General features: G+C 63.1%; 27 protein-coding genes. 9 read left to right on the top strand and 18 right to left on the bottom strand.

Translation table 11 applies throughout. The annotated features are described in order from the left end of the window. The first annotated feature begins 71 nt into the window (after nucleotides 1-71). The gene (locus AVO45_RS05720) at nucleotides 72-1,763 is read left to right on the top strand and encodes an acyl-CoA dehydrogenase family protein (protein WP_068344981.1); all 1,692 of its coding nucleotides are present in this window, start codon (nucleotides 72-74) and stop codon (nucleotides 1,761-1,763) included. 137 nt (nucleotides 1,764-1,900) lie between these two features. Beyond that, nucleotides 1,901-2,293 (top strand): META domain-containing protein, encoded by a 393-nt coding sequence (locus AVO45_RS05725; RefSeq protein WP_068344982.1) that lies wholly within the window; start codon nucleotides 1,901-1,903, stop codon nucleotides 2,291-2,293. Here the strand turns inward: AVO45_RS05725 and recO are convergent. Beyond that, nucleotides 2,277-3,002 carry a DNA repair protein RecO gene (gene recO / locus AVO45_RS05730; RefSeq protein ID WP_068344983.1) on the bottom strand — a complete coding sequence of 242 codons (726 nt, stop codon included), beginning with the start codon at nucleotides 3,000-3,002 and terminating at the stop codon, nucleotides 2,277-2,279. The two genes, AVO45_RS05725 and recO, sit on opposite strands and share 17 nt — an antisense overlap. Before the next feature lie 131 nt (nucleotides 3,003-3,133). On the opposite strand from recO, the gene AVO45_RS05735 reads away from it, so the two are divergent. After that, the gene (locus AVO45_RS05735; RefSeq protein WP_068344984.1) at nucleotides 3,134-3,550 is read left to right on the top strand and encodes a hypothetical protein; all 417 of its coding nucleotides are present in this window, start codon (nucleotides 3,134-3,136) and stop codon (nucleotides 3,548-3,550) included. 47 nt (nucleotides 3,551-3,597) lie between these two features. Here the strand turns inward: AVO45_RS05735 and AVO45_RS05740 are convergent, their stop codons facing one another. Then, complete coding sequence (locus tag AVO45_RS05740) at nucleotides 3,598-3,930, bottom strand: DUF1491 family protein (protein WP_068344985.1); 333 nt, start codon at nucleotides 3,928-3,930, stop codon at nucleotides 3,598-3,600. After that, nucleotides 3,927-4,835 carry a GTPase Era gene (era, locus tag AVO45_RS05745; protein ID WP_068344986.1) on the bottom strand — a complete coding sequence of 303 codons (909 nt, stop codon included), beginning with the start codon at nucleotides 4,833-4,835 and terminating at the stop codon, nucleotides 3,927-3,929. The genes AVO45_RS05740 and era overlap by 4 nt, the downstream gene beginning before the upstream one ends. 165 nt (nucleotides 4,836-5,000) lie before the next feature. On the opposite strand from era, the gene AVO45_RS05750 reads away from it, so the two are divergent. Further along, nucleotides 5,001-5,513 (top strand): ribosome modulation factor, encoded by a 513-nt coding sequence (locus AVO45_RS05750; protein WP_068344987.1) that lies wholly within the window; start codon nucleotides 5,001-5,003, stop codon nucleotides 5,511-5,513. Between the two features lie 43 nt (nucleotides 5,514-5,556). Here AVO45_RS05750 and rnc read toward each other — a convergent pair whose 3' ends face one another. The 8 genes from rnc to folK all read right to left on the bottom strand — a co-directional run bounded on the left by rnc (nucleotide 5,557) and on the right by folK (nucleotide 12,201). Further along, nucleotides 5,557-6,234 (bottom strand): ribonuclease III, encoded by a 678-nt coding sequence (gene rnc / locus AVO45_RS05755; RefSeq protein ID WP_068344988.1) that lies wholly within the window; start codon nucleotides 6,232-6,234, stop codon nucleotides 5,557-5,559. Beyond that, nucleotides 6,231-7,067, bottom strand: coding sequence for a signal peptidase I (gene lepB, locus AVO45_RS05760; RefSeq protein WP_068344989.1), 837 nt, complete (start codon nucleotides 7,065-7,067; stop codon nucleotides 6,231-6,233). Before lepB ends, rnc begins: the two co-directional genes overlap by 4 nt. A 56-nt stretch (nucleotides 7,068-7,123) precedes the next feature. Further along, nucleotides 7,124-7,543: a holo-ACP synthase gene (gene acpS / locus AVO45_RS05765; RefSeq protein WP_068344990.1), complete on the bottom strand. Its 420-nt coding sequence runs from the start codon at nucleotides 7,541-7,543 to the stop codon at nucleotides 7,124-7,126. Between the two features lies 1 nt (nucleotide 7,544). Beyond that, nucleotides 7,545-8,318 (bottom strand): pyridoxine 5'-phosphate synthase, encoded by a 774-nt coding sequence (locus tag AVO45_RS05770; protein ID WP_068344991.1) that lies wholly within the window; start codon nucleotides 8,316-8,318, stop codon nucleotides 7,545-7,547. After that, nucleotides 8,311-9,009: a DUF2062 domain-containing protein gene (locus AVO45_RS05775; RefSeq protein WP_068344992.1), complete on the bottom strand. Its 699-nt coding sequence runs from the start codon at nucleotides 9,007-9,009 to the stop codon at nucleotides 8,311-8,313. The genes AVO45_RS05770 and AVO45_RS05775 overlap by 8 nt, the downstream gene beginning before the upstream one ends. Nucleotides 9,010-9,025: 16 nt before the next feature. Continuing rightward, entirely contained in the window at nucleotides 9,026-11,158 is a 2,133-nt protein-coding gene (locus tag AVO45_RS05780) for a RelA/SpoT family protein (protein ID WP_068344993.1), read from the bottom strand. 26 nt (nucleotides 11,159-11,184) lie between these two features. Continuing rightward, on the bottom strand, nucleotides 11,185-11,538 hold the full coding sequence (gene rpoZ, locus AVO45_RS05785) for a DNA-directed RNA polymerase subunit omega (RefSeq protein WP_068344994.1): 354 nt from the start codon (nucleotides 11,536-11,538) through the stop codon (nucleotides 11,185-11,187). Nucleotides 11,539-11,631: 93 nt separating this feature from the next. Continuing rightward, nucleotides 11,632-12,201, bottom strand: coding sequence for a 2-amino-4-hydroxy-6-hydroxymethyldihydropteridine diphosphokinase (gene folK / locus AVO45_RS05790; protein ID WP_068344995.1), 570 nt, complete (start codon nucleotides 12,199-12,201; stop codon nucleotides 11,632-11,634). A gap of 136 nt (nucleotides 12,202-12,337) precedes the next feature. Here folK and AVO45_RS05795 point away from each other — a divergent pair, with 136 nt between their 5' ends. From AVO45_RS05795 to rnhA, 4 genes are all read left to right on the top strand, one after another. Continuing rightward, a complete protein-coding gene (locus AVO45_RS05795) occupies nucleotides 12,338-12,913 on the top strand; it encodes a LabA-like NYN domain-containing protein (RefSeq protein ID WP_068344996.1) in 576 nt (191 codons plus the stop codon). Between the two features lie 216 nt (nucleotides 12,914-13,129). Beyond that, the gene (gene ispH, locus AVO45_RS05800) at nucleotides 13,130-14,080 is read left to right on the top strand and encodes a 4-hydroxy-3-methylbut-2-enyl diphosphate reductase (RefSeq protein ID WP_068345076.1); all 951 of its coding nucleotides are present in this window, start codon (nucleotides 13,130-13,132) and stop codon (nucleotides 14,078-14,080) included. Beyond that, on the top strand, nucleotides 14,077-14,670 hold the full coding sequence (locus tag AVO45_RS05805) for a class I SAM-dependent DNA methyltransferase (protein ID WP_068344997.1): 594 nt from the start codon (nucleotides 14,077-14,079) through the stop codon (nucleotides 14,668-14,670). The genes ispH and AVO45_RS05805 overlap by 4 nt, the downstream gene beginning before the upstream one ends. Continuing rightward, on the top strand, nucleotides 14,663-15,130 hold the full coding sequence (rnhA, locus tag AVO45_RS05810) for a ribonuclease HI (protein WP_068344998.1): 468 nt from the start codon (nucleotides 14,663-14,665) through the stop codon (nucleotides 15,128-15,130). Before AVO45_RS05805 ends, rnhA begins: the two co-directional genes overlap by 8 nt. 16 nt (nucleotides 15,131-15,146) lie before the next feature. Here rnhA and AVO45_RS05815 read toward each other — a convergent pair whose 3' ends face one another. Genes AVO45_RS05815 through def (AVO45_RS05840) form a run of 6 tightly spaced genes read right to left on the bottom strand, consistent with a single transcriptional unit; the run spans nucleotide 15,147 to nucleotide 18,083 of the window. Next, the gene (locus tag AVO45_RS05815; protein WP_068344999.1) at nucleotides 15,147-15,386 is read right to left on the bottom strand and encodes a GlsB/YeaQ/YmgE family stress response membrane protein; all 240 of its coding nucleotides are present in this window, start codon (nucleotides 15,384-15,386) and stop codon (nucleotides 15,147-15,149) included. Nucleotide 15,387: 1 nt separating this feature from the next. After that, a complete protein-coding gene (locus AVO45_RS05820) occupies nucleotides 15,388-15,624 on the bottom strand; it encodes a hypothetical protein (protein ID WP_068345000.1) in 237 nt (78 codons plus the stop codon). Nucleotides 15,625-15,638: 14 nt separating this feature from the next. Next, nucleotides 15,639-16,544: a methionyl-tRNA formyltransferase gene (gene fmt / locus AVO45_RS05825; protein WP_068345001.1), complete on the bottom strand. Its 906-nt coding sequence runs from the start codon at nucleotides 16,542-16,544 to the stop codon at nucleotides 15,639-15,641. 35 nt (nucleotides 16,545-16,579) lie between these two features. Then, nucleotides 16,580-17,074: a peptide deformylase gene (gene def / locus AVO45_RS05830; RefSeq protein WP_068345002.1), complete on the bottom strand. Its 495-nt coding sequence runs from the start codon at nucleotides 17,072-17,074 to the stop codon at nucleotides 16,580-16,582. Continuing rightward, a complete protein-coding gene (gene def / locus AVO45_RS05835; RefSeq protein ID WP_068345003.1) occupies nucleotides 17,071-17,568 on the bottom strand; it encodes a peptide deformylase in 498 nt (165 codons plus the stop codon). Before def (AVO45_RS05835) ends, def (AVO45_RS05830) begins: the two co-directional genes overlap by 4 nt. After that, a complete protein-coding gene (gene def / locus AVO45_RS05840) occupies nucleotides 17,565-18,083 on the bottom strand; it encodes a peptide deformylase (RefSeq protein WP_068345004.1) in 519 nt (172 codons plus the stop codon). Before def (AVO45_RS05840) ends, def (AVO45_RS05835) begins: the two co-directional genes overlap by 4 nt. Nucleotides 18,084-18,180: 97 nt before the next feature. Between def (AVO45_RS05840) and AVO45_RS05845 the strand changes: the two genes are divergently transcribed. Further along, nucleotides 18,181-19,353 carry a MalY/PatB family protein gene (locus AVO45_RS05845; RefSeq protein ID WP_068345005.1) on the top strand — a complete coding sequence of 391 codons (1,173 nt, stop codon included), beginning with the start codon at nucleotides 18,181-18,183 and terminating at the stop codon, nucleotides 19,351-19,353. Between the two features lie 39 nt (nucleotides 19,354-19,392). Here AVO45_RS05845 and AVO45_RS05850 read toward each other — a convergent pair whose 3' ends face one another. Beyond that, nucleotides 19,393-19,746, bottom strand: a complete 354-nt coding sequence (locus AVO45_RS05850) for a hypothetical protein (protein ID WP_068345006.1) — start codon at nucleotides 19,744-19,746, stop codon at nucleotides 19,393-19,395. Nucleotides 19,747-19,871 lie beyond the last annotated feature (125 nt).

The raw sequence follows: 19,871 nt of genomic DNA on the forward strand, positions 1-19,871 counted from the left end.
TTGTTGCGAATTTTTGTTGCGCTGCATGTGCAAAATGATATGACCGTTGGACGCAAGAGAGGACCTGATTCATGGCCCATGACGGACAGGATGTAACGACGATGACGAACCCCGCTATTTTGCCCGACCTTCTGCGGCTGACCGGCGCGGCGCTTGCCCCGGTCGAGACCGTGTTCAACCTTGCGCGCGAGTCGGTGCGCGCCATGGTCACGTCCGACGGGCGGGTTTCGGGCGCATTGATCGAGGCGAACCAGACCGCCGCGCATGGCCTGTCCTGGCTGGCCACCTATCACCAATCTCTCAAGCAGATGCAGCGCTGGGCCGAGGCGCTGGAGGCCGAGGGCAAGTTCGGCGAGATGGAGCAGCTTTTGCACCAGATCGCTTTCGGCGAGTACCTGCACCAGATCGCCGGCGGTATCCCGATGAACCAGGGCGAGGTCGTGCGCCTGCAGGATCTGGGCCTGGGCTGGGACGCACTGTCCGGGTTCCAGTGCGACGAGGTTCAGACGCTGATGCGTTCGGCCAACAGTCAGGCGGCCCGCACCCGTCTGGTCGAGCTGATGGAGGCGCAATCGGGCGCCACCATGTTCGGTGCCTCGGGCCTGGACGAAGAGCTGGAGATGATCCGCGACCAGTTCCGCCGCTATGCGCAGGAAAAGGTCGAGCCCAACGCGCATGAATGGCACCTTAAGGACGAGCTGATCCCGATCGAGATCATCGAGGAACTGGCCGAAATGGGTGTCTTCGGCCTGACCATCCCCGAGGAATATGGTGGGTTCGGCCTGTCCAAGGCCTCGATGTGCGTCGTTTCGGAGGAGCTGTCGAGGGGCTATATCGGCGTGGGCTCGCTGGGCACCCGCTCCGAGATCGCGGCCGAATTGATCATTGCGGGCGGCACCGACGAACAAAAAGCGCAATGGCTGCCCAAGATCGCCAGCGCCGAGATCCTGCCGACGGCCGTGTTCACCGAACCCAACACCGGGTCGGATCTGGGCAGCCTGCGGACCCGTGCGATCAAGGACGAAAACGGCGACTACAAGATCACCGGCAACAAGACCTGGATCACCCACGCCGCGCGCACCCATGTCATGACGCTGCTTGCGCGCACCGATCCCGAAACCACCGACCACCGCGGGTTGTCGATGTTCCTGGCGGAAAAGACCCCCGGAACCGACGAAGACCCCTTCCCGACCCCCGGCATGACCGGCGGCGAGATCGAGGTGCTGGGCTATCGCGGCATGAAGGAATACGAGCTGGCCTTCGACGGCTTCCACGTCAAGGGCGAGAACCTGCTGGGCGGCGAGGAAGGCAAGGGCTTCAAGCAGCTCATGGAAACCTTCGAATCCGCCCGTATCCAGACCGCCGCCCGCGCCATCGGCGTGGCGCAGAGCGCGCTGGACATCGCCATGCAATACGCGCAGGAGCGCAAGCAGTTCGGCAAGGCCCTGATCAACTTCCCGCGCGTGTCGGGCAAGCTGGCGATGATGGCGGTCGAGATCATGATCGCGCGCCAGCTGACCTATTTCAGCGCTTGGGAGAAGGATCACGGCCAGCGCTGCGATCTGGAGGCCGGGATGGCCAAGCTGCTGGGCGCCCGCGTCGCCTGGGCTGCGGCCGACAACGGGCTGCAGATCCACGGCGGCAACGGTTTCGCGCTGGAATACAAGATCAGCCGCGTTCTGTGCGATGCGCGCATCCTGAACATCTTTGAAGGCGCCGCTGAAATTCAGGCCCAGGTCATCGCGCGGCGCCTGCTCGGCTAGTCATTTTTCAAACCCTCTTCATTCCCCAACTACGCCCGGTGTCACCACCGGGCTTTTTTCTTTTCTTCGGAAATGCCGACCCTGTTGCGCGACGCATAGTGTTTCCGCTAGGAGCGGTTCAACCAAGGAATTTATTTATGCTGCGCGCGATTGCACTTGTTCCCCTGCTGGCCCTGCTCCAGTGCGACAAGGATGAAACCGTCGCCGCCTATGGCGCCGGCGGCAAGATCTGGCGTTTGCAGGAAATCGACCGGCAGCCGTTCCAGGCTTCAGCCACGCTGAGCTTTTCCGAAGAAGGCAGGATTGCCGGTGAAGGCCCCTGCAACAGCTATTCCGGGGTGCAGGCTGCGCCCTACCCTTGGTTCGAGGTCAAGAACCTGAGCGCAACCCACATGGCCTGCCCCGATCTTGAGGCCGAAGGCAGCTATTTCGCGGCGCTGATGGCGATGACGCAATCCGAAGTGTCCGGTGACGTGCTGATCCTGCGAAACGAGGACGGGCACGAGATGGTGTTCACAGCCGCCGAGTGAACTGATCGACGAAGCGCGCACGCGCCTCGGGTAGCGGGTTGTGCCCCAGCGACGGTGCTACGCGGTGCGTCAGGAAATAACCCGTGGTCCGCAACCCGGTGGCAATCTCGGCATCCGGAGCGGTGCCCTGCCCGCGCAGGACGGGCGGCAGGGGCAACAGCCGGTCGGCCCAGCATCCTGCCCCTTCCGCGCTTACGGCACGGCCCGATCTGGGCGAGACATAGACCAGCCCCTCGGTCGCGCCAGTCACGGCACAGCGGCTGAGGTCGAGGCCAAAACCCAACTCTTCAAGCAAAGCCAGTTCCCAGCGCAGATAGGCCAGCGGCCAGATCTCGTCCTGCCCGAGCAGGTCCATCAGTTGTTCGGTCTGCTTGTAGATGCCCGGATGCGGCTCTCGTTCCGGCAGGCAGAAGGACAACAGCGCCACCACCGCGTTCAGCCCCGACAGCGCCAGCCGTCCGGAAAACGCCGCTGCCGCACGCGAGCGCAGGGGCTCGACCTGAAAGGTGCCGATATGTTCCTGCAGCCGCGCGTGCCAGGTCACGTCCAGTTGGGCGCCCGGTTGCAGGATCGGCGCGATCTTGCGGCTGGTGCCGCCCCGCACCACGCCGGCATGGCGCCCGTGGCCTTCGGTAAAGACCTCGATGATGGCCGCCGTCTCGCCGTGGCGACGGGTGGTCAGAAGTATGCCGTGATCGCGCCAGTCCATCCTCGCATTCTCCATGCTCGCCGACCCGACGCAAGGCGTCATTTTTTTCCTTGCCTGCACACCATTACCGGGTGACGCCATCTTTCTGTTCTTGCAATGATTGAAGTGACTAGCGTTGGAAAAGGTAAAAAATGAAAACGTTAAAGAAAATCCTTGCTTGGTTGTTCAAAGCATTCGCCGCATTGGCAATCCTGCTCATTCTTTTCGCCGGAACGCTGTATTTCCTAAGCCGCCAAGAGCGGGCAATCGCGAGAGAGTTCATCACACTCCTCGCGCAGCGGCAGTATTCTTCCGCCCATAAGTTGGTGTCGGCAGAAATGAAGCAGCAATATCCACTTGATTTGATGAAATCGCAATTCGAGCAGGCCGAGCCCTACACGAGTGTCTGGTTCAACAGCGTTAGCCTCCAGAACGGTCAGACAATCCTGGTAGGGGTCGCCAAGACCGGTAAGGATTGTTCGAGCCCGGTTGTCTTTGTCTTTGTGGATGAAAAGATTGCTAGTTTCCAGCTGGATGACCCTTGCGAGGCCGCGGAATCATCGGCGTGAGGGTTGAACCGCGATCAAATATTCATGTGCAATCATGCAGTGCACATTCAATCTGACAACCCCTCTTCGCCCAGCAGGTGCCGTCCCTGCCGGTCCTCGACCTCGATCACCCAGAGGTCGGGGTCAAAGCTGCGCTGGCGGGCGATGGCTTCGTCCACCTCGGCCTCGGGGCCGGAGGACAGTTCGACCCATTTCCGTTCGCCACTGAGCAGGTCAAAGCTGCGCTGGAAGGCCGTGGCATTGCCGTCGAGCGTGTTGAGCTTGACCAGCACCGCACCGGCGGTGTCGTCACCGTGCGCGACGACAAAGGCGGGGATCTCCTGAAACCGCAGCCGCGCCAGATAGGCGTGGACCCAGAATTCGGCGGTCAGCCGCGTCATGCGTTACCGTCTTTGAAATCCAGCCCCATCTCGGAATACCGCTCGGCCTCTTCCAGCCAGTTGGGCCGCACCTTGACCTGCAGGAACAGGTGGACCTTGCGGCCCAGAAACTCTTCGAGCTCGGCGCGGGCGGCCTGGCTGACGGCCTTGATGGTCTCGCCCCGCTTGCCCAGCACGATGCCCTTGTGCCCGTCGCGCACCACGTAGATCACCTGGTCGATCTTGGCCGAGCCGTCCTTGCGCTCTTCCCAGTTCTCGGTCTCGACGGTCAGCTGGTAGGGCAATTCCTGATGCAGCCGCAGGGTCAGTTTCTCGCGGGTCATCTCGGCCGCGATCATCCGCATCGGAAGGTCGGCGATCTGGTCCTCGGGATAGAGCCACGGCCCCTCGGGCAGCTGCTCGGCCAGCCAGCGGCGCAGGTCATCGACGCCGTAGCCACGCTCGGCCGAGATCATGAAGGTTTCGGCAAAGTCGTAGCGGTCGTTCAGGTCCTTGGTCAGGCCCAGAAGTTCCTCGGATTTCACCTTGTCGATCTTGTTGATCGCCAGCGCCACCTTGCGGCCCTGCCCGATCTCGGCCAGCCCCTCGAGTATACGCTCGACACCCTCGGTGATGCCGCGATGCGCCTCGACCAGCAGCACGATGATGTCGGCGTCGGCGGCCCCGCCCCAGGCGGCGGCGACCATCGCCCGGTCCAGCCGGCGGCGGGGTTTGAACAGGCCCGGGGTATCGACGAAGACCAACTGGGCGTCACCCTCGATCGCCACGCCGCGAATGCGGGCACGGGTGGTCTGTACCTTGTGCGTCACGATCGAGACCTTGGCCCCGACCATGCGGTTCAGAAGGGTGGACTTGCCCGCGTTGGGCTCTCCGATCAGGGCGATGAATCCGGCGCGTGTGGTCATTTTCGTATGGTCCTGTCTGTAAGACCGCACCCCTACAGCAGATTGCCGTTTCGGGCCAGAGGGTTTTGCGAAGGGGAATGTCCGGGCTCTCTCCGCCAAGACCTTCGTCTTTACCCAGGCCCATCCGTGTCTTAGACTGAAAGGCCCGGAAAGCGGGTAGGTGCCATGTTCGAAGACGATTTTCCATTGTTGAGCACACCAAGCCTCGTTGCGTTGATCATGCACAAGGCCGAGGCCGGTCCGATCACGCTGGAAACCTGCGAAGCAGCGCTTGCCGATCTGTTTCGTCAGGCCAACGAGGAACCCGGCCTGCCGCCGGAAACCCTCCGCCAGAGACTTGCCGAGCACCTGTCCGATCTGGAAATCGCCGGCATTCTGAAACCCGAAGCCGACGGCAAGTGGCGCCTTACGGAACGCGGGGTCGCCGCGCTCAGGCAACACCCGGACGGGCTCGATCAGTCGGACCTGATGCAGTATCCGGAATATGCCGCGCATATCCGTGCCACCGCCCATCACGCAAGCGGGATGGACCCGCGCGAGACCAGCTATGACCAGGGCTACAAGGCGCGGCGCGACGGCCAGCCGCTGACCGCCAACCCGTACGCCTTCGACAGCGTCGATCATCAGTCCTGGGAAAACGGCTGGATGGAGGCCGCCGACGAAGAGCCAAAAGGGTGATTGCCGCCAGTTTGGTGCCATCCGGCGGGATCCGAGTTGCCTCTCAGGTCAGGCGCGACAGCAGCGCCTTGGCCGCGGCCTGCTCGGCCTGCCGTTTCGAGCCTGCGGTAGCCTGCTCTTCGGTGCCGTCCTGCAGGCGAACGGCGATGGTAAAGACCGGCGCGTGATCTGGCCCGCTGCGCGAGACCTCGACATAGCTGGGAGGTTTCTGGCGACGCGCCTGCGCCCATTCCTGCAACGCGGTCTTGGGATCGCGGGCATCGGCTTCGACCGAATTGATCCTGTCTCCCCAGAGCCGCAGGATCACGTCCTGCGCCGCCTCGAAACCGGCGTCGCGGTAAACGGCGGCAATGACGGCCTCCATCGCGTCGCCGAGCAGGGCCTGCTTGCGCCGCCCACCCGACAGCATTTCGGACCGCCCCAGTTTCAGCACCGCGCCCAGATCCACCTGCCGGGCCACGTCGGCGCAGGTCTCCTTGCGGACAAGCGCGTTGAAACGCGGGGCCAGTTGCCCTTCGGTGGCACCCTTGTCGGCCTCGAGCAGCGCGGTTGCCATCACCAGGCCCAGCACCCGGTCACCCAGAAACTCGAGCCGCTGGTTGTCGGGGCGGGTGGCGGACGAGACGGACCCGTGCGTCAGGGCACGAACAAGCAGTTCGGGGTTCTTGAACTCATACCCGATCCGCTGCTGGAACGCTTTTATGTCGGCTGAAAGTTTCACTCGATCCCCTTGAAGAACCGGTCGCTGCGCCAGGTCCAGAAGAACAGCATCGACCGCCCGGCGGACGAGAACATGACCCGGTCCGCGCGCCCGATCAGGTTTTCATAGGGCACATAGCCCACACCACCGGCCACCTGCGGCAAACGGCTGTCACTGGAGTTGTCGCGGTTGTCGCCCATGAAGAAAAAATGCCCCTCGGGCACGACGTAGATCCCGGTGTGATCCGAAGCCTGATCGTCGATGTTCAGGATTGCATGCGATACGCCGTTGGGCAGGGTTTCGATATACTCGGATTTCTGGCAGATCCCGCCGGTTCCCACCGGCCCGTTCTCGCAGCGCGGGCGCAGACGTTGCGGGCCTTGCGGTTCGGCGACCTCTTCGAACACGCCGTTCTCTTCGAGCTTCACGGCGGAACCATTGATGTGCAGAACACCGTCCTTGACCTGAATCTTGTCCCCCGGCAAGCCGATCAGCCGCTTGATGTAGTCGCGCCCCGTGACCGGGTGCCGGAACACCACCACGTCGCCGCGCTCGGGCTCACCGCCCAGAATGCGGTCGTTGTCACCAGCCAGCCAGCCGCAGAGGTCCTTGGCGTCGATGTCCAGCCCGACCGCGGGAATGCGCAGGCTGGGGCACGAGGCGTAGGAGTAGCCGTAGACCATCTTGTTGACGAACAGGAAATCCCCGATCAGCAGGGTCGGCTTCATCGAGCCCGAGGGGATCCAGAAGGGCTGGAAGAACAGCGTGCGGAACACGCCCGCGATCAACAGGGCATAGACGATCGTCTTGATCGTCTCCCAAACGGCGTTTCCGGTCTTGGCTTTCGTGGCCATGCGGGTCTCCAGTCCTTTTCAGATTGGCTGCTACATGCGGGGCGGAACGGGGCGAGTCAAGGTTGCCCGGACGGTTCCGCCACGGGACGCGCCTCGATCACGACGAATGCCTGTGCCCAGGGGTGATCGTCGGTCAGGGTGACGTGGATGATCGCCTCGTGCCCCGGTGGTGTCATTTCCTTCAGGCGGTCGGCGGCCCAGCCGGTGACATGCATGACGGGCTGACCGGTGCGGATGTTGCTGACCGCCATGTCCTTCCAGGCGATGCCCATGCGCAGACCGGTGCCCAGCGCCTTGGAGCAGGCCTCCTTCGCGGCCCAGCGCTTGGCATAGGTGCCCGCGGTGTCGGCGCGGCGTTCGGCCTTGCGCTGTTCGGTCTCGGTGAAGACGCGGTTGCGGAACCGGTCGCCGAACCGGTCGAGCGTGCCCTGGATGCGGTCGATATTGGCCAGATCTGTGCCGATGCCGAGGATCATGTCAGGAGCCGGCCCCTGACAGTTTCGGTTGCGCCCGCGCCCCCTCCATCAGGCGGCGCATTTCCTGAATGGCGGGGGTCAGGCCGCGAAAGATGGCCTCGCCGATCAGGAAGTGGCCGATGTTCAGCTCGCGCACTTCGGGAAAGACCGCGACAGGCTGCACCGTGTCATAGGTCAGGCCGTGGCCCGCGTGGACCTCGAGACCGAGGGAATGGGCGTATGTGGACATCTCGCGCAGCCGTCCCAGTTCTTCGTCGCGGGCGGCGACGCGGCCCTCGGCGTGGAAATCGCAATAGGCGCCTGTGTGCAACTCGACCACAGCCGCACCGATCCGCGCCGAGGCTTCGATCTGCGCCGGCTCGGCCCCCACGAACATCGACACCCGGCAGCCTGCCTCGCGCAGCGGCGCGATGAACTCGGCCAGCCGTTCCTCGTCTCCTGCCACGTCGAGACCGCCCTCGGTCGTCCGCTCCTCACGGCGTTCGGGAACGATGCAGACCGCGTGAGGCTTGTGGCGCAGGGCGATGCGCTGCATCTCTTCGGTGGCCGCCATTTCGAAGTTCAGAGGCACCGACAGCACCTCCATCAGACCGTCGATATCGGCATCCGAGATGTGGCGACGGTCTTCGCGCAGATGCGCGGTGATGCCGTCGGCCCCGGCCTCTTCGGCCAGCTTGGCGGCACGCAGCGGGTCGGGATAGGCGCCGCCGCGGGCATTCCGAACCGTTGCCACGTGGTCAATGTTCACGCCGAGGCGCAGACGGGTGTCAGACATCGTTCGTTTCCTTTTCCAACCGTTGCGCCGAGCCTAGTGTGTCCGGCTGCGAAACGGCAGCCCTGGATTCGGCCAAACGCTTGATTTCCTCGAATTTCGCCTTGATCTTCGCCCGGCGTCGCTGCTGGTAGGTGCGGGTGACAGGCAGGCTCAGGTGGTAGCAGACAAATGCCGCGATCAAGCCCGGTATGATGCAGCCGACCAAGTAGGGAAAGAACACTTCGTCATAAAACACCATCAGCCCCTGCCAGTCGGCGTCGCGGTCGGTGAAGAGCGCGATCAGATTGTCCTTGAGATCGCTCAGGGCGCTGGCAAACTTGCCCATCAGCCCCTGCTTGTGACCCTCATCGAACTCGGTTCCCAGCAGGTAATGGCCCGTTTGCAGGCTGACCACTCCAATCGGGACATAGGTCAGCGGATTGCCGAAGAAGGTTCCGCTGAGAGCAGCCAGGATGTTGCCGTTGATCAGCCGCGCCAGCAGCGCCGCCACCACGAAATGCAGCCCGTAGAACGGCGTGAACGAGGCAAACACCCCGGCGCCGATTCCGCGGGCGATCCGCTCGGGCGAATCCGGCAGCCGGCGCACCCGGTGCTTGACGTAGTGAAAGGCGCGGGTCCAGCCACCGCGGGGGTAGACAAACTCCGAGGCGATCTGGACGGGCGAGCGTCGGTCTCGGCGCTTGAAAACCACTCCTGATCGTCCTTTCTCAGCCTGCCGTGGCTACCGTCTCGGCTTTTTCCCTGTAACGTTCAACCGAGGCCACGTCATTTTCCGCCTCAAGCGTGAGCATCAATGAGTGCAGTTGCTCTACGTCCCGCAGTTCGACATCGATCAACAGGCGGTAAAAATCCGGCTTACGGTCCACGAATTCCAAGTTGGAGATATTGGCCTTTTTCTCACCGATCAATGTGCAAATACGCCCCAGCACGCCGGCATCATTTCCAATCGTCATGTCCAGCGTCGCGCTGTAGGCGGCCTGGTGCCGGCCGGAATGCCAGTGCAGGTCCACCCAGCGCTCCGGCTGGTTTTCGAATTCACCCAACCTATCGCAATCTATGGCATGCACCACCACGCCTTTGCCACGGTAGGTGATGCCGACGATGCGCTCACCCGGCAGCGGTTGGCAGCAGGTCGCACGTTCGAAGCTCTGCCCCGGCTCCAGACCGATCACCGCACGCCGCATCGGAACGGCCTCGCCCTCGTCCTTGGCCAGTTCCGGGTAAACCGCCTCGATCACGTCATGCGCCGTGAGTTCCGCGCTGCCCAGCCGTGCCAGCAATTCCTCGCTGTTCTTCAGCCGCAGATGCTTGGCGGCCGTTTCCAGCGCCTTGTCGGTGGCCTTGCGGCCCACATGTTCGAACGCGGCGCGGGCCAGTTCCCTGCCCAGCTTGATGAATCGCTCGCGGTCCACCTCGCGCAAGGCGCGGCGGATCGAGGAGCGCGCCTTGCCGGTCACCGCGATCTCCAGCCATGTCACCTGGGGCGTCTGGCCATCGGCGGTGATGATGTCCACAGACTGACCGTTCTTCAACCGCGTCCAGAGCGGAACGCGGATGCCGTCGACCTTGGCGCCGACGCAGGCGTGGCCGATGCGGGTGTGGATGGCATAGGCGAAATCGATCGGCGTCGCCCCGCGCGGCAGCTTCACCACGTCGCCCTTGGGCGTGAAGCAGAACACCTGGTCCGAGTACATCTCGAGCTTGACGGCCTCGAGAAAATCCTCGTGATCTTCCTCGTTGTCGAACTGTTCTGTCAGGCTGGCGATCCATTTGGCCGGGTCCACCGCGAAGGGGTTCTCCGAGCGCACGCCGTCGCGGTAGGACCAGTGCGCCGCCACGCCGGTCTCGGCCACGTCATGCATCTGGCGGGTGCGGATCTGCACCTCGACCCGCTTGCCGTCGCGGCCTGACACCGTGGTGTGGATCGAGCGATAGCCGTTCGATTTGGGCTGACTGATGTAGTCCTTGAACCGGCCCGGAACGGCACGCCAGCGCTGGTGGATAGCGCCCAGCGCACGGTAACAGTCTTCCTCGGACCGGGTAATGATGCGGAACCCGTAGATGTCGGACAGGCGGGAAAAGCCCTGGTCCTTTTCCTGCATCTTGCGCCAGATCGAATAGGGTTTCTTGGCGCGGCCGAACACCTCGGCCTCGATCCCGGCCTTTTCCAGCTCGTGCCGCATGTCGCCGGTAATGCGGTGGATCACGTCACCGGTTTCGCGTTGCAGCGTGATGAAGCGGCGGATGATCGACTGGCGCCCTTCGGGGTTCAGGACGCGGAAGGCGAGGTCTTCGAGTTCCTCACGCATCCACTGCATGCCCATCCGGCCGGCCAGCGGCGCATAGATGTCCATCGTCTCGCGCGCTTTCTGCACCTGTTTGTCCGGACGCATCGCCTTGATCGTGCGCATGTTGTGCAGACGGTCGGCCAGCTTGACCAGGATCACCCGCAGGTCCTTGGACATGGCCATGAACAGCTTGCGGAAGTTTTCCGCCTGCTTGGTTTCGCGGCTGGACAGCTGCAGGTTGGTCAGCTTGGTGACGCCGTCGACCAGCATCGCCACCTCTTCGCCGAACAGTTCGGCCACCTGGCCGTAATTGGCCTTGGTGTCCTCGATCGTGTCGTGCAGAAGTGCGGTGATGATGGTGGCGTCATCCAGCCTCTGCTCGGTCAGGATGGCGGCAACGGCGACGGGATGGGAAAAGTAGGGCTCGCCGGAATGGCGGAACTGCCCCTCGTGCATTTTCAGCCCGAACTCGTAGGCCCGGGCGATGCGGTCGGCATTCGTTTTCGGGTTGTAATTGCGGACCAGCGCAATCAGGTCTTCAGCAGAAATCATCCGGTCCGCACCTTCCCCTGCGCGGGTTACCCCTGCCCCTGAGCCTCCATGAGGGCACGCAGCAGCTTCTCTTCGGACATGTCGTCATCGGCGGGCTTGTCCGACTCGGCCCCCATCAGCAGCGCCATCTGATCCTCTTCAGGCTCATCGACCTCGATCTGGGTCTGGTTTGCCTCGATCAGACGTTCGCGCAGCTCGTCCGCAGTCTGGGTTTCCTCGGCAATCTCGCGCAGCGATACGACCGGGTTCTTGTCGTTGTCGCGGTCCACCGTGATCGGGGCACCTGCGGAAATCTCGCGTGCGCGGTGCGCCGCAAGCATCACCAGCTCGAAGCGGTTGGGAACCTTGTCTACGCAGTCTTCTACCGTCACGCGGGCCATGAGCCACTCTCCAATATGAAACAGTGTCAGGAAGAGGCTTATCTAAGCGCCTTTCCCGGCATTGACAAGCGCGAAATGCGCCTTTTCCAGCAATCAAAGGGGCGTAACAGCGGCCACGTCTTCCGCCGGAAGGTCCTCCAGTAATTCCGAGACAGTCCGGCCCAACACCGGGTGTCTCCACTCGGGCGCGATGTCGGCCATGGGGACCAGGACGAATGCCCGGTCCTGCAGGCGCGGATGCGGAAGAATAAGCTGATTCGGAGTCGCCCGGATCTGCTCCGCCTGCGGCAGGGTGCGCCAGCGGTCGTATTCCTGCCTGTCGGGCAGCACCAGATCCTCCCAGCAGATCACATCCAGATCCAGTGTCCGCATGCCCCAGCGTTGCACGCGAGCGCGCCCGAATTGGTGCTCGACACGGTGCAGCAAATCCAATAACGTGTGAGGAGTCATATCTGATTCAACCAGAGCGGCAGCATTCACATAGTCCGGCCCCGCACCTGCTGGAAAGCATGGTGTGGCGAAAAAGCGGCTGACCTGGCGAATCACCAGCCCCTCCTGTTCGAGCGCGATCAGCGCTTGCCGCAGGGTCACCTCAGGCCCGCTTTGTCTCAGATCGAGATTCCCCCCGAGGGCAAGCACGATTTTTGAGCGTCTTTTTGTCATGAAACACCCTGAATTCGACTTAGAGAATACTTGCGATGCACGCCAATTCCCCTAAATTAGTTCTACCATTACGTCGTTTTTTGCACACTCACTCACGGAAATCGCGGCGGATGGCCATACCGGAAGGACCAATTTTATGTTTTATAAGGACGAACGGCTAGCGCTGTTCATCGATGGCTCGAATCTGTATGCCGCGGCCAAAGCCCTTGGATTCGATATCGACTACAAGCTTCTGCGTCAGGAGTTCATGCGCAGGGGCAAGTTGCTTCGTGCCTTCTATTACACAGCGCTGCTTGAAAACGACGACTACTCTCCGATCCGGCCGTTGGTGGACTGGCTGCACTACAACGGCTTCACCATGGTGACCAAACCCGCCAAGGAATACACCGACAGCATGGGTCGGCGTAAGGTCAAGGGGAACATGGATATCGAACTTACCGTCGACGCCATGGAACTGGCGCCGCGCGTGGATCACATCGTGCTGTTCTCGGGCGATGGGGATTTCCGCCCGCTGGTGGCCAGCCTGCAACGTCAGGGCGTGCGGGTTTCGGTGGTCTCGACCATCCGCAGCCAGCCGCCGATGATCTCGGACGAACTGCGCCGCCAGGCCGACAACTTCATCGAACTCGAGGACCTGCGCGACGTGATCGGTCGCCCGCCGCGTGACGTGTCGGCCGAGCCCCGTAACATTGCCGCTGCCGGCGGAAAGTAAGGCCACGGAAAACCGGGCTGCGGCCCAAACCGCAACCGCCATGGAATTGAGCGGTCAGGCTTGCACGATCCTGACCGCTCTTTCCATTTGCAATGCTGTGCGTCCTGAAACATCACCTTGATACCCGATGAACTTGTCAAATTGATGACACCGTCCTCTCTTACTGGACCAATCCGCTGAAAACCCTTACCTGTCCCGGGCAAGGAGATGCCGACCATGACCAAACCGCCCCTGACTTTGTATCTGGCTGCCCCGCGCGGGTTCTGCGCGGGCGTGGACCGGGCCATCAAGATCGTCGAGATGGCGCTCGAGAAATGGGGCGCGCCGGTCTATGTCCGGCACGAGATCGTGCACAACAAGTTCGTCGTGGACGGGCTGCGCGACAAGGGCGCGGTTTTCGTCGAGGAGTTGGAAGACTGCCCGGATGATCGGCCGGTGATCTTCTCGGCGCATGGTGTTCCGAAATCGGTGCCCGCCGAGGCCGACCGCCGCAACATGATCTATGTGGACGCCACCTGCCCTCTGGTGTCCAAGGTGCATATCGAGGCCCAGCGCCACGCCGATGCGGGGCTGCAGATGATCATGATCGGGCACAAGGGCCACCCCGAGACCATCGGCACCATGGGCCAGTTGCCGGATGGCGAGGTTCTGCTGGTCGAAACGGTCGAAGACGTGGCCCGGGTCGAGGTGCGCGACCCCGAGCGCCTGGCGTTCGTCACCCAGACCACGCTGTCGGTCGATGACACCAAGGACATCGTCGCCGCATTGCAGGCCCGGTTCCCCAAGATCGTCGGCCCCCACAAGGAAGACATCTGCTATGCCACCACCAACCGGCAGGAAGCGGTCAAGGTCGTAGCGCCGAAATCCGACGCCTTGCTGGTGGTCGGGGCGCCCAACTCTTCCAATTCGCGCCGCCTGGTCGAGGTCGCCTCGAAAGCGGGCTGCGACTATGCGCAACTGGTGCAGCGCGCCGACAGTATCGACTGGCGCGCGCTGGAGGGCATTTCGAGCGTCGCCATAACCGCTGGCGCGTCGGCGCCCGAGGTTTTGGTAAACGAGGTCATTGACGCGTTCCGCGACCGTTATGACGTGACCGTAGAGGTGGTCGAGACGGCGACGGAAAACGTCGAGTTCAAGGTTCCGCGCGTGCTGAGAGAGCCTGCATGAGCGACGAAGCCACGATCCGCGTCTACGACCAGCGCGCGGGCGAATACGCAGGCCTGACCGACGGCTACAACAGCGCCGATCCGCAACTGGCGGCTTTCATCGCGGCTGTCCCCGCAGGCGGCCGCGTTCTGGACCTTGGCTGTGGCCCCGGAACCGCGGCAGCCGCGATGGCGCGTGCTGGGCTGGTGGTCCAGGCGGTGGATGCCTCGGCGGAAATGGTGGCGCTGGCCGCGCGGCATCCGGGCGTCACTGCGCGACAGGCGACATTCAACGACATCACCGAAGTAGCCGCCTATGACGGCATCTGGGCCAATTTCAGCCTGCTCCACGCGGCGCGGGCGGATTTCCCGCGCCATCTGGCAGCCTTGCACCGCGCGCTGAAACCGGGCGGGGTGTTCCACATCGGCATGAAGCTCGGACAGGGCGAAGGCCGCGACAGGCTGGGCCGGCACTATTCCTATTATGGCGAGGACGAATTGAAGATTCTTCTGCGCGACGCCGGGTTCACCGTCACCGGCCACAGGTTGGGCAGCGGCACGGGGTTGGACGGGACCGTTTCCGACTGGATCGTGGTGGCCGCCCATGCCTGAACTGTTTGCCTACACGGATGGTGCCTGCTCGGGCAATCCCGGCCCCGGCGGCTGGGGTGTTCTGCTGCGCGCGATGGATGGCGACAAGGTGGTCAAGGAGCGCGAACTCAGCGGCGGCGAGGCCGAGACCACCAACAACCGGATGGAACTGCTGGCGGCGATCACCGCGCTGGAAACGCTGGAGCGCCCGTCGAAGATCACCGTCGTCACCGACAGCGCCTACGTGAAGAACGGCGTGACGGGCTGGATTCACGGGTGGAAGAAGAACGGGTGGAAAACCTCGAACAAGAAACCCGTCAAGAATGTCGAACTGTGGCAGCGGCTGGACGAGGCGCAGCGGCGCCATGACGTCACCTGGAAATGGGTGAAAGGCCATGCAGGCCATCCCGAGAACGAACGCGCGGATGAGCTGGCCCGCGCGGGCATGGCCCCGTTCAAGCCGGGCAAGACCAAGGCATGAAGGCGCGAGCGGCGCTTCAGCGCCGCTGGAAATAGGTCTGCCAGACCCAGAGCACCAGCAACGCCCCAAGAACAGCACCGACAAAGCCTGACATCCAGCCCATCACGGCCAGCAGCGCCCTGAGGATGAAGCCACCGACCAGCGCGCCGACGATCCCTACCAGCATCGTCGTGGGGATGTCCGCCTCGATCCGCATGAGCCGCGTCGCCAGGAACCCGGCGGCGGCGCCAATGATTATGAGGGCGACAACGGGCATATCACTTTCTCCAATGGGTCGGCACGATGATGAGGGCGCCGATGGACGAGATCACCGCGTCCAGACCGGGCGATCCAAAGCCCACGCCGAACATGATCCTGACGAAGTAGAACAGGAAGGCGCCGCCGACACAGATTATGATCGACTGAACATAGCCGTTATGGGTAAAGCCGGTCTTTTCCGACAGGTATCCCACGATACCCGCGATGACGACGGTTCCCATCAGGACCATGAACATTCAGCCGACTCCGATCAAAGGCGGGTTCCGGCGGCAACCGGCCAACCGCGCAGTAAGGTTTCCTTATCCTGCGCGGCTTTGCCCGCCCGTTGCAAGCGCAGCAGTTCCACCGCCCCTTCGCCGCAGGCAACGCGCAGCGCGTCATCCAGCACCTCGCCCGGTTGCCCCCGCCCCTCGGCCAGGCGTGAGGCCAGCAGCTTGACCCGCTCGCCCGCGATCTCGGTCCAGGCGCCGGGAAATGGCGAGAGGCCGCGGATTTTCCGGTCTACCTCGGCGGCAGGGCGGCTCCAGTCCACGCGGGCCTCGGCCTTGTCGATCTTTTCGGCATAGGTGATGCCGTCATCCGGCTGCGGTTCCGGCGTCAGCTCGGGCAGGCGGTCGAGCGCCTCGACGATCAGCGCCGCGCCCATTTCGGACAGCCGGTCGTGCAACTGGCCGGTGGTTTCCTCCGGCCCTATGGGGGTTGCCTGCCGCAGCAGGACGGGGCCGGTATCCAGCCCCGCCTCCATCTGCATGATGCAGATGCCTGTTTCCTTGTCGCCCGCCATGATCGCCCGGTGGATCGGGGCCGCGCCGCGCCAGCGGGGCAGAAGGCTTGCATGGATATTCAGACAGCCGTGCTTCGGAGCGTCCAGAATCGCCTGCGGCAGGATGAGCCCATAGGCCACGACCACCGCGATATCCGCATCGAGCGCCGCAAAGGCCTGTTGCTCGTCCTGTGATTTCAACGACACCGGGTGCCGGACCTCGAGGCCCAGTTCCTGCGCCCTCGCGTGAACCGGGGTCGGGCGGTCCTTCTTTCCGCGGCCGGCGGGACGGGGCGGCTGGCAATAGACCGCGGCAATCTCGTGGCCGGCCTCGACCAGCGCGTCGAGCACCGGGACCGAAAACTCGGGCGTGCCCATGAAGATCAGGCGCATGTTCGTGTCTCTCCCTGCGGCGGGGTGAATGCCCCCTACCCCGATTTCCTTGCCTTGCGCAGCAGCATGTCGCGCTTCACCTTGCTCAGGTGGTCGAAATACATCTTGCCGTTCAGGTGGTCGATCTGGTGCTGGACGCTGGTCGCCTCGATCCCCACGAAGTCGCGCCGGTCCATCATCCCCTGCTCGTTCAGGAACCGCACGGTGACGGCGCGCGGACGTTTGATCCTGGCCGAGACCCCCGGCAGGTTCGGGCTGGCCTCTTCGTGCTCGCGCAGTTCGACCGAGCTGTGCAGGATCTCGGGGTTGGCCAGCCGCACGGCCTTGCCCCGCTCGACCGAGCCATCCACCACCGCAAGGCGCAGCATCACCCCGATCTGCGGCGCGGCCAGGCCGACGCCGGGCATCGCCTCCATCGTGTCGATCATGTCATCCCAGATGGCCCGGATCTCGTCGGTGATTTCGCCGACCTCCTCGGCGCGGCTCCGCAACCGCTTGTCAGGCCAGGGCAGGCAGGGGCGCACGGTCATTGCTGTTTCTCCAGATATTCAGATTCGGCGCGTCTTCGGTCGGCCGGGGCGAGGTGATCGAATGTCACGATGCCGTTGAGATGGTCGAATTCATGCTGGATGCAGCGGGCCACGAACCCGTCGAAATCGGCCATGTGGATGTCGCCCTCGGCGGCCGTCCACTGCACCGTGACTGCCTTGGGGCGCTCGACCGGAACCAGGATGCCCGGGATCGACAGGCAGCCTTCCTCCATCACCTCGGGGATGCGTTCGGCGGCCATGATGACCGGGTTGATCATCACCATCGGAGAAGGCTCGCCCTCTTTCCAGCCGCAATCCATGACGAAGAACCGCTGCATCACGCCGATCTGCGGCGCGGCCAGGCCACGGCCCTGCGCGGCATACATGGTGTCGAACATGTCCCTGATCAGATCCCCGGGCACCTCCCGGTCAACCGGCGCGCATTTCTGCGACAGACGCGGATCGGGCCATTTGAGGATCGGCCGAACGGTCACGCGCGGGCCCGCTCGCGCTTGAGCTTCTGCATCTTGCGGGTGATCATCTGCCGCTTGAGCGGCTTGAGATAGTCGATGAACAGCTTGCCGTTCAGGTGGTCGATCTCGTGCTGGACACAAGTGGCCCAAAGCCCGTCGAACACCTCTTGCCGGGCGTTGCCGTCGCGATCCATCCAGGCGACCTCGACCTCTTTGGGCCGGGTGATTTCGGCGAATTGCTCGGGGATCGACAGGCAGCCTTCCTCGTAGACATTGGTTTCGTCCGAGGCCGAGACGATCTGAGGGTTGAACATCACCAGCGGGCGCGGCGCCTCGCCCTCTTCCTTGACGCAATCCAGCACGATCAGCCTGTCCAGCACGCCGATCTGCGGCGCGGCAAGGCCTATGCCGGGCGCGTCATACATCGTCTCCAGCATGTCGTCGGCCAGCTTGCGCAGATCGTCGGTGATGTCGGACACCGGCGCGCAGACCTTTTTCAGGCGGGGATCGGGATGGATCAGGATCGTACGTTTCATGGGGCTGATTTAGGTCATCATTGCCGCCTCCGCAACGCCCCCCTTGCGCCCACGGATAATAAGGCTAGCCTGCGCGGCGATCAGACAGGAGACCCTCATGAGCTTTGACGACCTCATCGACCGCCGCGGCACCCATTGCGCCAAATGGGACATGATGGAGCAGGTCTATGGTGTGCCGACCGACGATGGCATTGCGATGTGGGTCGCCGATACCGATTTCCGCGCCCCCGCGCCGGTCCTGAACAAGATCCGGGAAATGGTCGATCACGGTGTCTTTGGCTATGTCAATGTGGACAAGCCCTACAAGGACGCGATCCGCTGGTGGATGCGGACGCGACACGACTGGGCGGTCGAGCCGGAGGCGATCTTTACCACCACGGGTCTGGTGAACGGGGTGGGCATGTGCCTCGACGCCTTTACCCAGCCCGGCGACGGGATCGTTCTGTTCACGCCCGTCTACCACGCCTTTGCCCGGGTGATCCGCAATGCGGGCCGCGAGGTGGTCGAATGCCCGATGGTCAACAACGAAGGCCGCTACGAGATGGACTTCGACGCCTATGACGAGATGATGACCGGGTCGGAAAAGATGGTCATTCTCTGCTCGCCCCACAATCCCGGCGGGCGCGTCTGGAGCCAGGCCGAATTGCAGGCGGTCGCGGATTTCGCCAAGCGGCACGATCTGCTGCTGTTGTCCGACGAGATTCACCATGACCTGGTTTTTCCGGGCCATACGCACATCCCGATGCAGAATGCCGCGCCCGAGATCACGGATCGGCTTCTGATGCTGACGGCGCCCTCCAAGACCTTCAACATCGCGGGGCTTCACACAGGGCAGGTGATCATTCCCGACCCCGAGCTGCGCGGCCAGTTCGCCAAGCGGATGCTGGCGCTGTCGCTGGCGCCCAACTCGGTCGGCCAGTTCGCCACCGCCGCTGCCTATTCGGCGGAAGGGGCCATCTGGGTGGACGAGCAGATCGCCTATCTCGATGAAAACCGCCGTCTCTTCGACGCGGCCATCGCCGAGATTCCCGGCCTTCGGTCCATGCCTTTGGAAGCAACCTACCTAGCCTGGGTCGATTTCTCGGGCACCGGTATGGAGCGTGCCGAGTTCACCAACAGGGTCGAGCAGACCGCAAAGATCGCGGTCAACCACGGCACCACATTCGGTACCGGCGGCGAAAGTTTCCTGCGGTTCAACCTTGGCACGCAGCGCGCCCGCGTCGAAGAGGCCTGCGCCCGTCTCAAGAACGCTTTTTCTGATCTGCAGTGATAAAGCGGTCTCGCGCCGGCAGCAGCGGCCCGCGCCGGATCAGTCGCGCTTGCCCAGCAGCGCGATCGGCGCATCCGGCGACCGGTAGAAATCCAGCGGTGCCTTGTCGGCGGCCATCGTGTTGCGCTTGAACTCATAGCGCATCTCGCCCGCCTCTTCCTCGGCGGCGACGATCAGGCATTGGTAGAGGTGATTGGCCCCGTCATAGAGATCGACAAGACCGCGCAAAGGCGGTGTGCTGTCGACCTCCACCGTGAAGCCGTCCTTCCACATCCGCAGGACCCGGTAATAGGTTCCGTCCACTTCCACCCTGAGGCGGCTGGCTTTTTTCAATGAAGCAATTCGCGCGGCATTCAATTCGGCACGCATTTCTTTTGAAACATAGGTACTCATCAATCACATTCCCTTCTATGCCTCTTCATGTTTGCAGAGGATTCGTAAAAATCCAATGACGGATTTTCTGTTTTTTCTTTTTGCGAGAGAGTCTTGTTGCAGTCCGACCAGCCCGGCCCTGTGCG

The organism is Ruegeria marisrubri (genome assembly GCF_001507595.1).
Taxonomy (GTDB): Bacteria; Pseudomonadota; Alphaproteobacteria; order Rhodobacterales; family Rhodobacteraceae; genus Ruegeria; species Ruegeria marisrubri.

Excerpts from the sequence above, each read along its gene's own strand:
- AVO45_RS05720 (WP_068344981.1), top strand. The coding sequence starts at position 72 with ATGGCCCATGACGGACAGGATGTAACGACGATGACGAACCCCGCTATT.
- AVO45_RS05725 (WP_068344982.1), top strand. The coding sequence starts at position 1,901 with ATGCTGCGCGCGATTGCACTTGTTCCCCTGCTGGCCCTGCTCCAGTGC.
- recO (WP_068344983.1), bottom strand. The coding sequence starts at position 3,002 with ATGGACTGGCGCGATCACGGCATACTTCTGACCACCCGTCGCCACGGC.
- AVO45_RS05735 (WP_068344984.1), top strand. The coding sequence starts at position 3,134 with ATGAAAACGTTAAAGAAAATCCTTGCTTGGTTGTTCAAAGCATTCGCC.
- AVO45_RS05740 (WP_068344985.1), bottom strand. The coding sequence starts at position 3,930 with ATGACGCGGCTGACCGCCGAATTCTGGGTCCACGCCTATCTGGCGCGG.
- era (WP_068344986.1), bottom strand. The coding sequence starts at position 4,835 with ATGACCACACGCGCCGGATTCATCGCCCTGATCGGAGAGCCCAACGCG.
- AVO45_RS05750 (WP_068344987.1), top strand. The coding sequence starts at position 5,001 with ATGTTCGAAGACGATTTTCCATTGTTGAGCACACCAAGCCTCGTTGCG.
- lepB (WP_068344989.1), bottom strand. The coding sequence starts at position 7,067 with ATGGCCACGAAAGCCAAGACCGGAAACGCCGTTTGGGAGACGATCAAG.
- acpS (WP_068344990.1), bottom strand. The coding sequence starts at position 7,543 with ATGATCCTCGGCATCGGCACAGATCTGGCCAATATCGACCGCATCCAG.
- AVO45_RS05770 (WP_068344991.1), bottom strand. The coding sequence starts at position 8,318 with ATGTCTGACACCCGTCTGCGCCTCGGCGTGAACATTGACCACGTGGCA.
- AVO45_RS05780 (WP_068344993.1), bottom strand. The coding sequence starts at position 11,158 with ATGATTTCTGCTGAAGACCTGATTGCGCTGGTCCGCAATTACAACCCG.
- rpoZ (WP_068344994.1), bottom strand. The coding sequence starts at position 11,538 with ATGGCCCGCGTGACGGTAGAAGACTGCGTAGACAAGGTTCCCAACCGC.
- folK (WP_068344995.1), bottom strand. The coding sequence starts at position 12,201 with ATGACAAAAAGACGCTCAAAAATCGTGCTTGCCCTCGGGGGGAATCTC.
- AVO45_RS05795 (WP_068344996.1), top strand. The coding sequence starts at position 12,338 with ATGTTTTATAAGGACGAACGGCTAGCGCTGTTCATCGATGGCTCGAAT.
- ispH (WP_068345076.1), top strand. The coding sequence starts at position 13,130 with ATGACCAAACCGCCCCTGACTTTGTATCTGGCTGCCCCGCGCGGGTTC.
- AVO45_RS05805 (WP_068344997.1), top strand. The coding sequence starts at position 14,077 with ATGAGCGACGAAGCCACGATCCGCGTCTACGACCAGCGCGCGGGCGAA.
- rnhA (WP_068344998.1), top strand. The coding sequence starts at position 14,663 with ATGCCTGAACTGTTTGCCTACACGGATGGTGCCTGCTCGGGCAATCCC.
- AVO45_RS05815 (WP_068344999.1), bottom strand. The coding sequence starts at position 15,386 with ATGCCCGTTGTCGCCCTCATAATCATTGGCGCCGCCGCCGGGTTCCTG.
- AVO45_RS05820 (WP_068345000.1), bottom strand. The coding sequence starts at position 15,624 with ATGTTCATGGTCCTGATGGGAACCGTCGTCATCGCGGGTATCGTGGGA.
- fmt (WP_068345001.1), bottom strand. The coding sequence starts at position 16,544 with ATGCGCCTGATCTTCATGGGCACGCCCGAGTTTTCGGTCCCGGTGCTC.
- def (WP_068345002.1), bottom strand. The coding sequence starts at position 17,074 with ATGACCGTGCGCCCCTGCCTGCCCTGGCCTGACAAGCGGTTGCGGAGC.
- def (WP_068345004.1), bottom strand. The coding sequence starts at position 18,083 with ATGAAACGTACGATCCTGATCCATCCCGATCCCCGCCTGAAAAAGGTC.
- AVO45_RS05845 (WP_068345005.1), top strand. The coding sequence starts at position 18,181 with ATGAGCTTTGACGACCTCATCGACCGCCGCGGCACCCATTGCGCCAAA.
- AVO45_RS05850 (WP_068345006.1), bottom strand. The coding sequence starts at position 19,746 with ATGAGTACCTATGTTTCAAAAGAAATGCGTGCCGAATTGAATGCCGCG.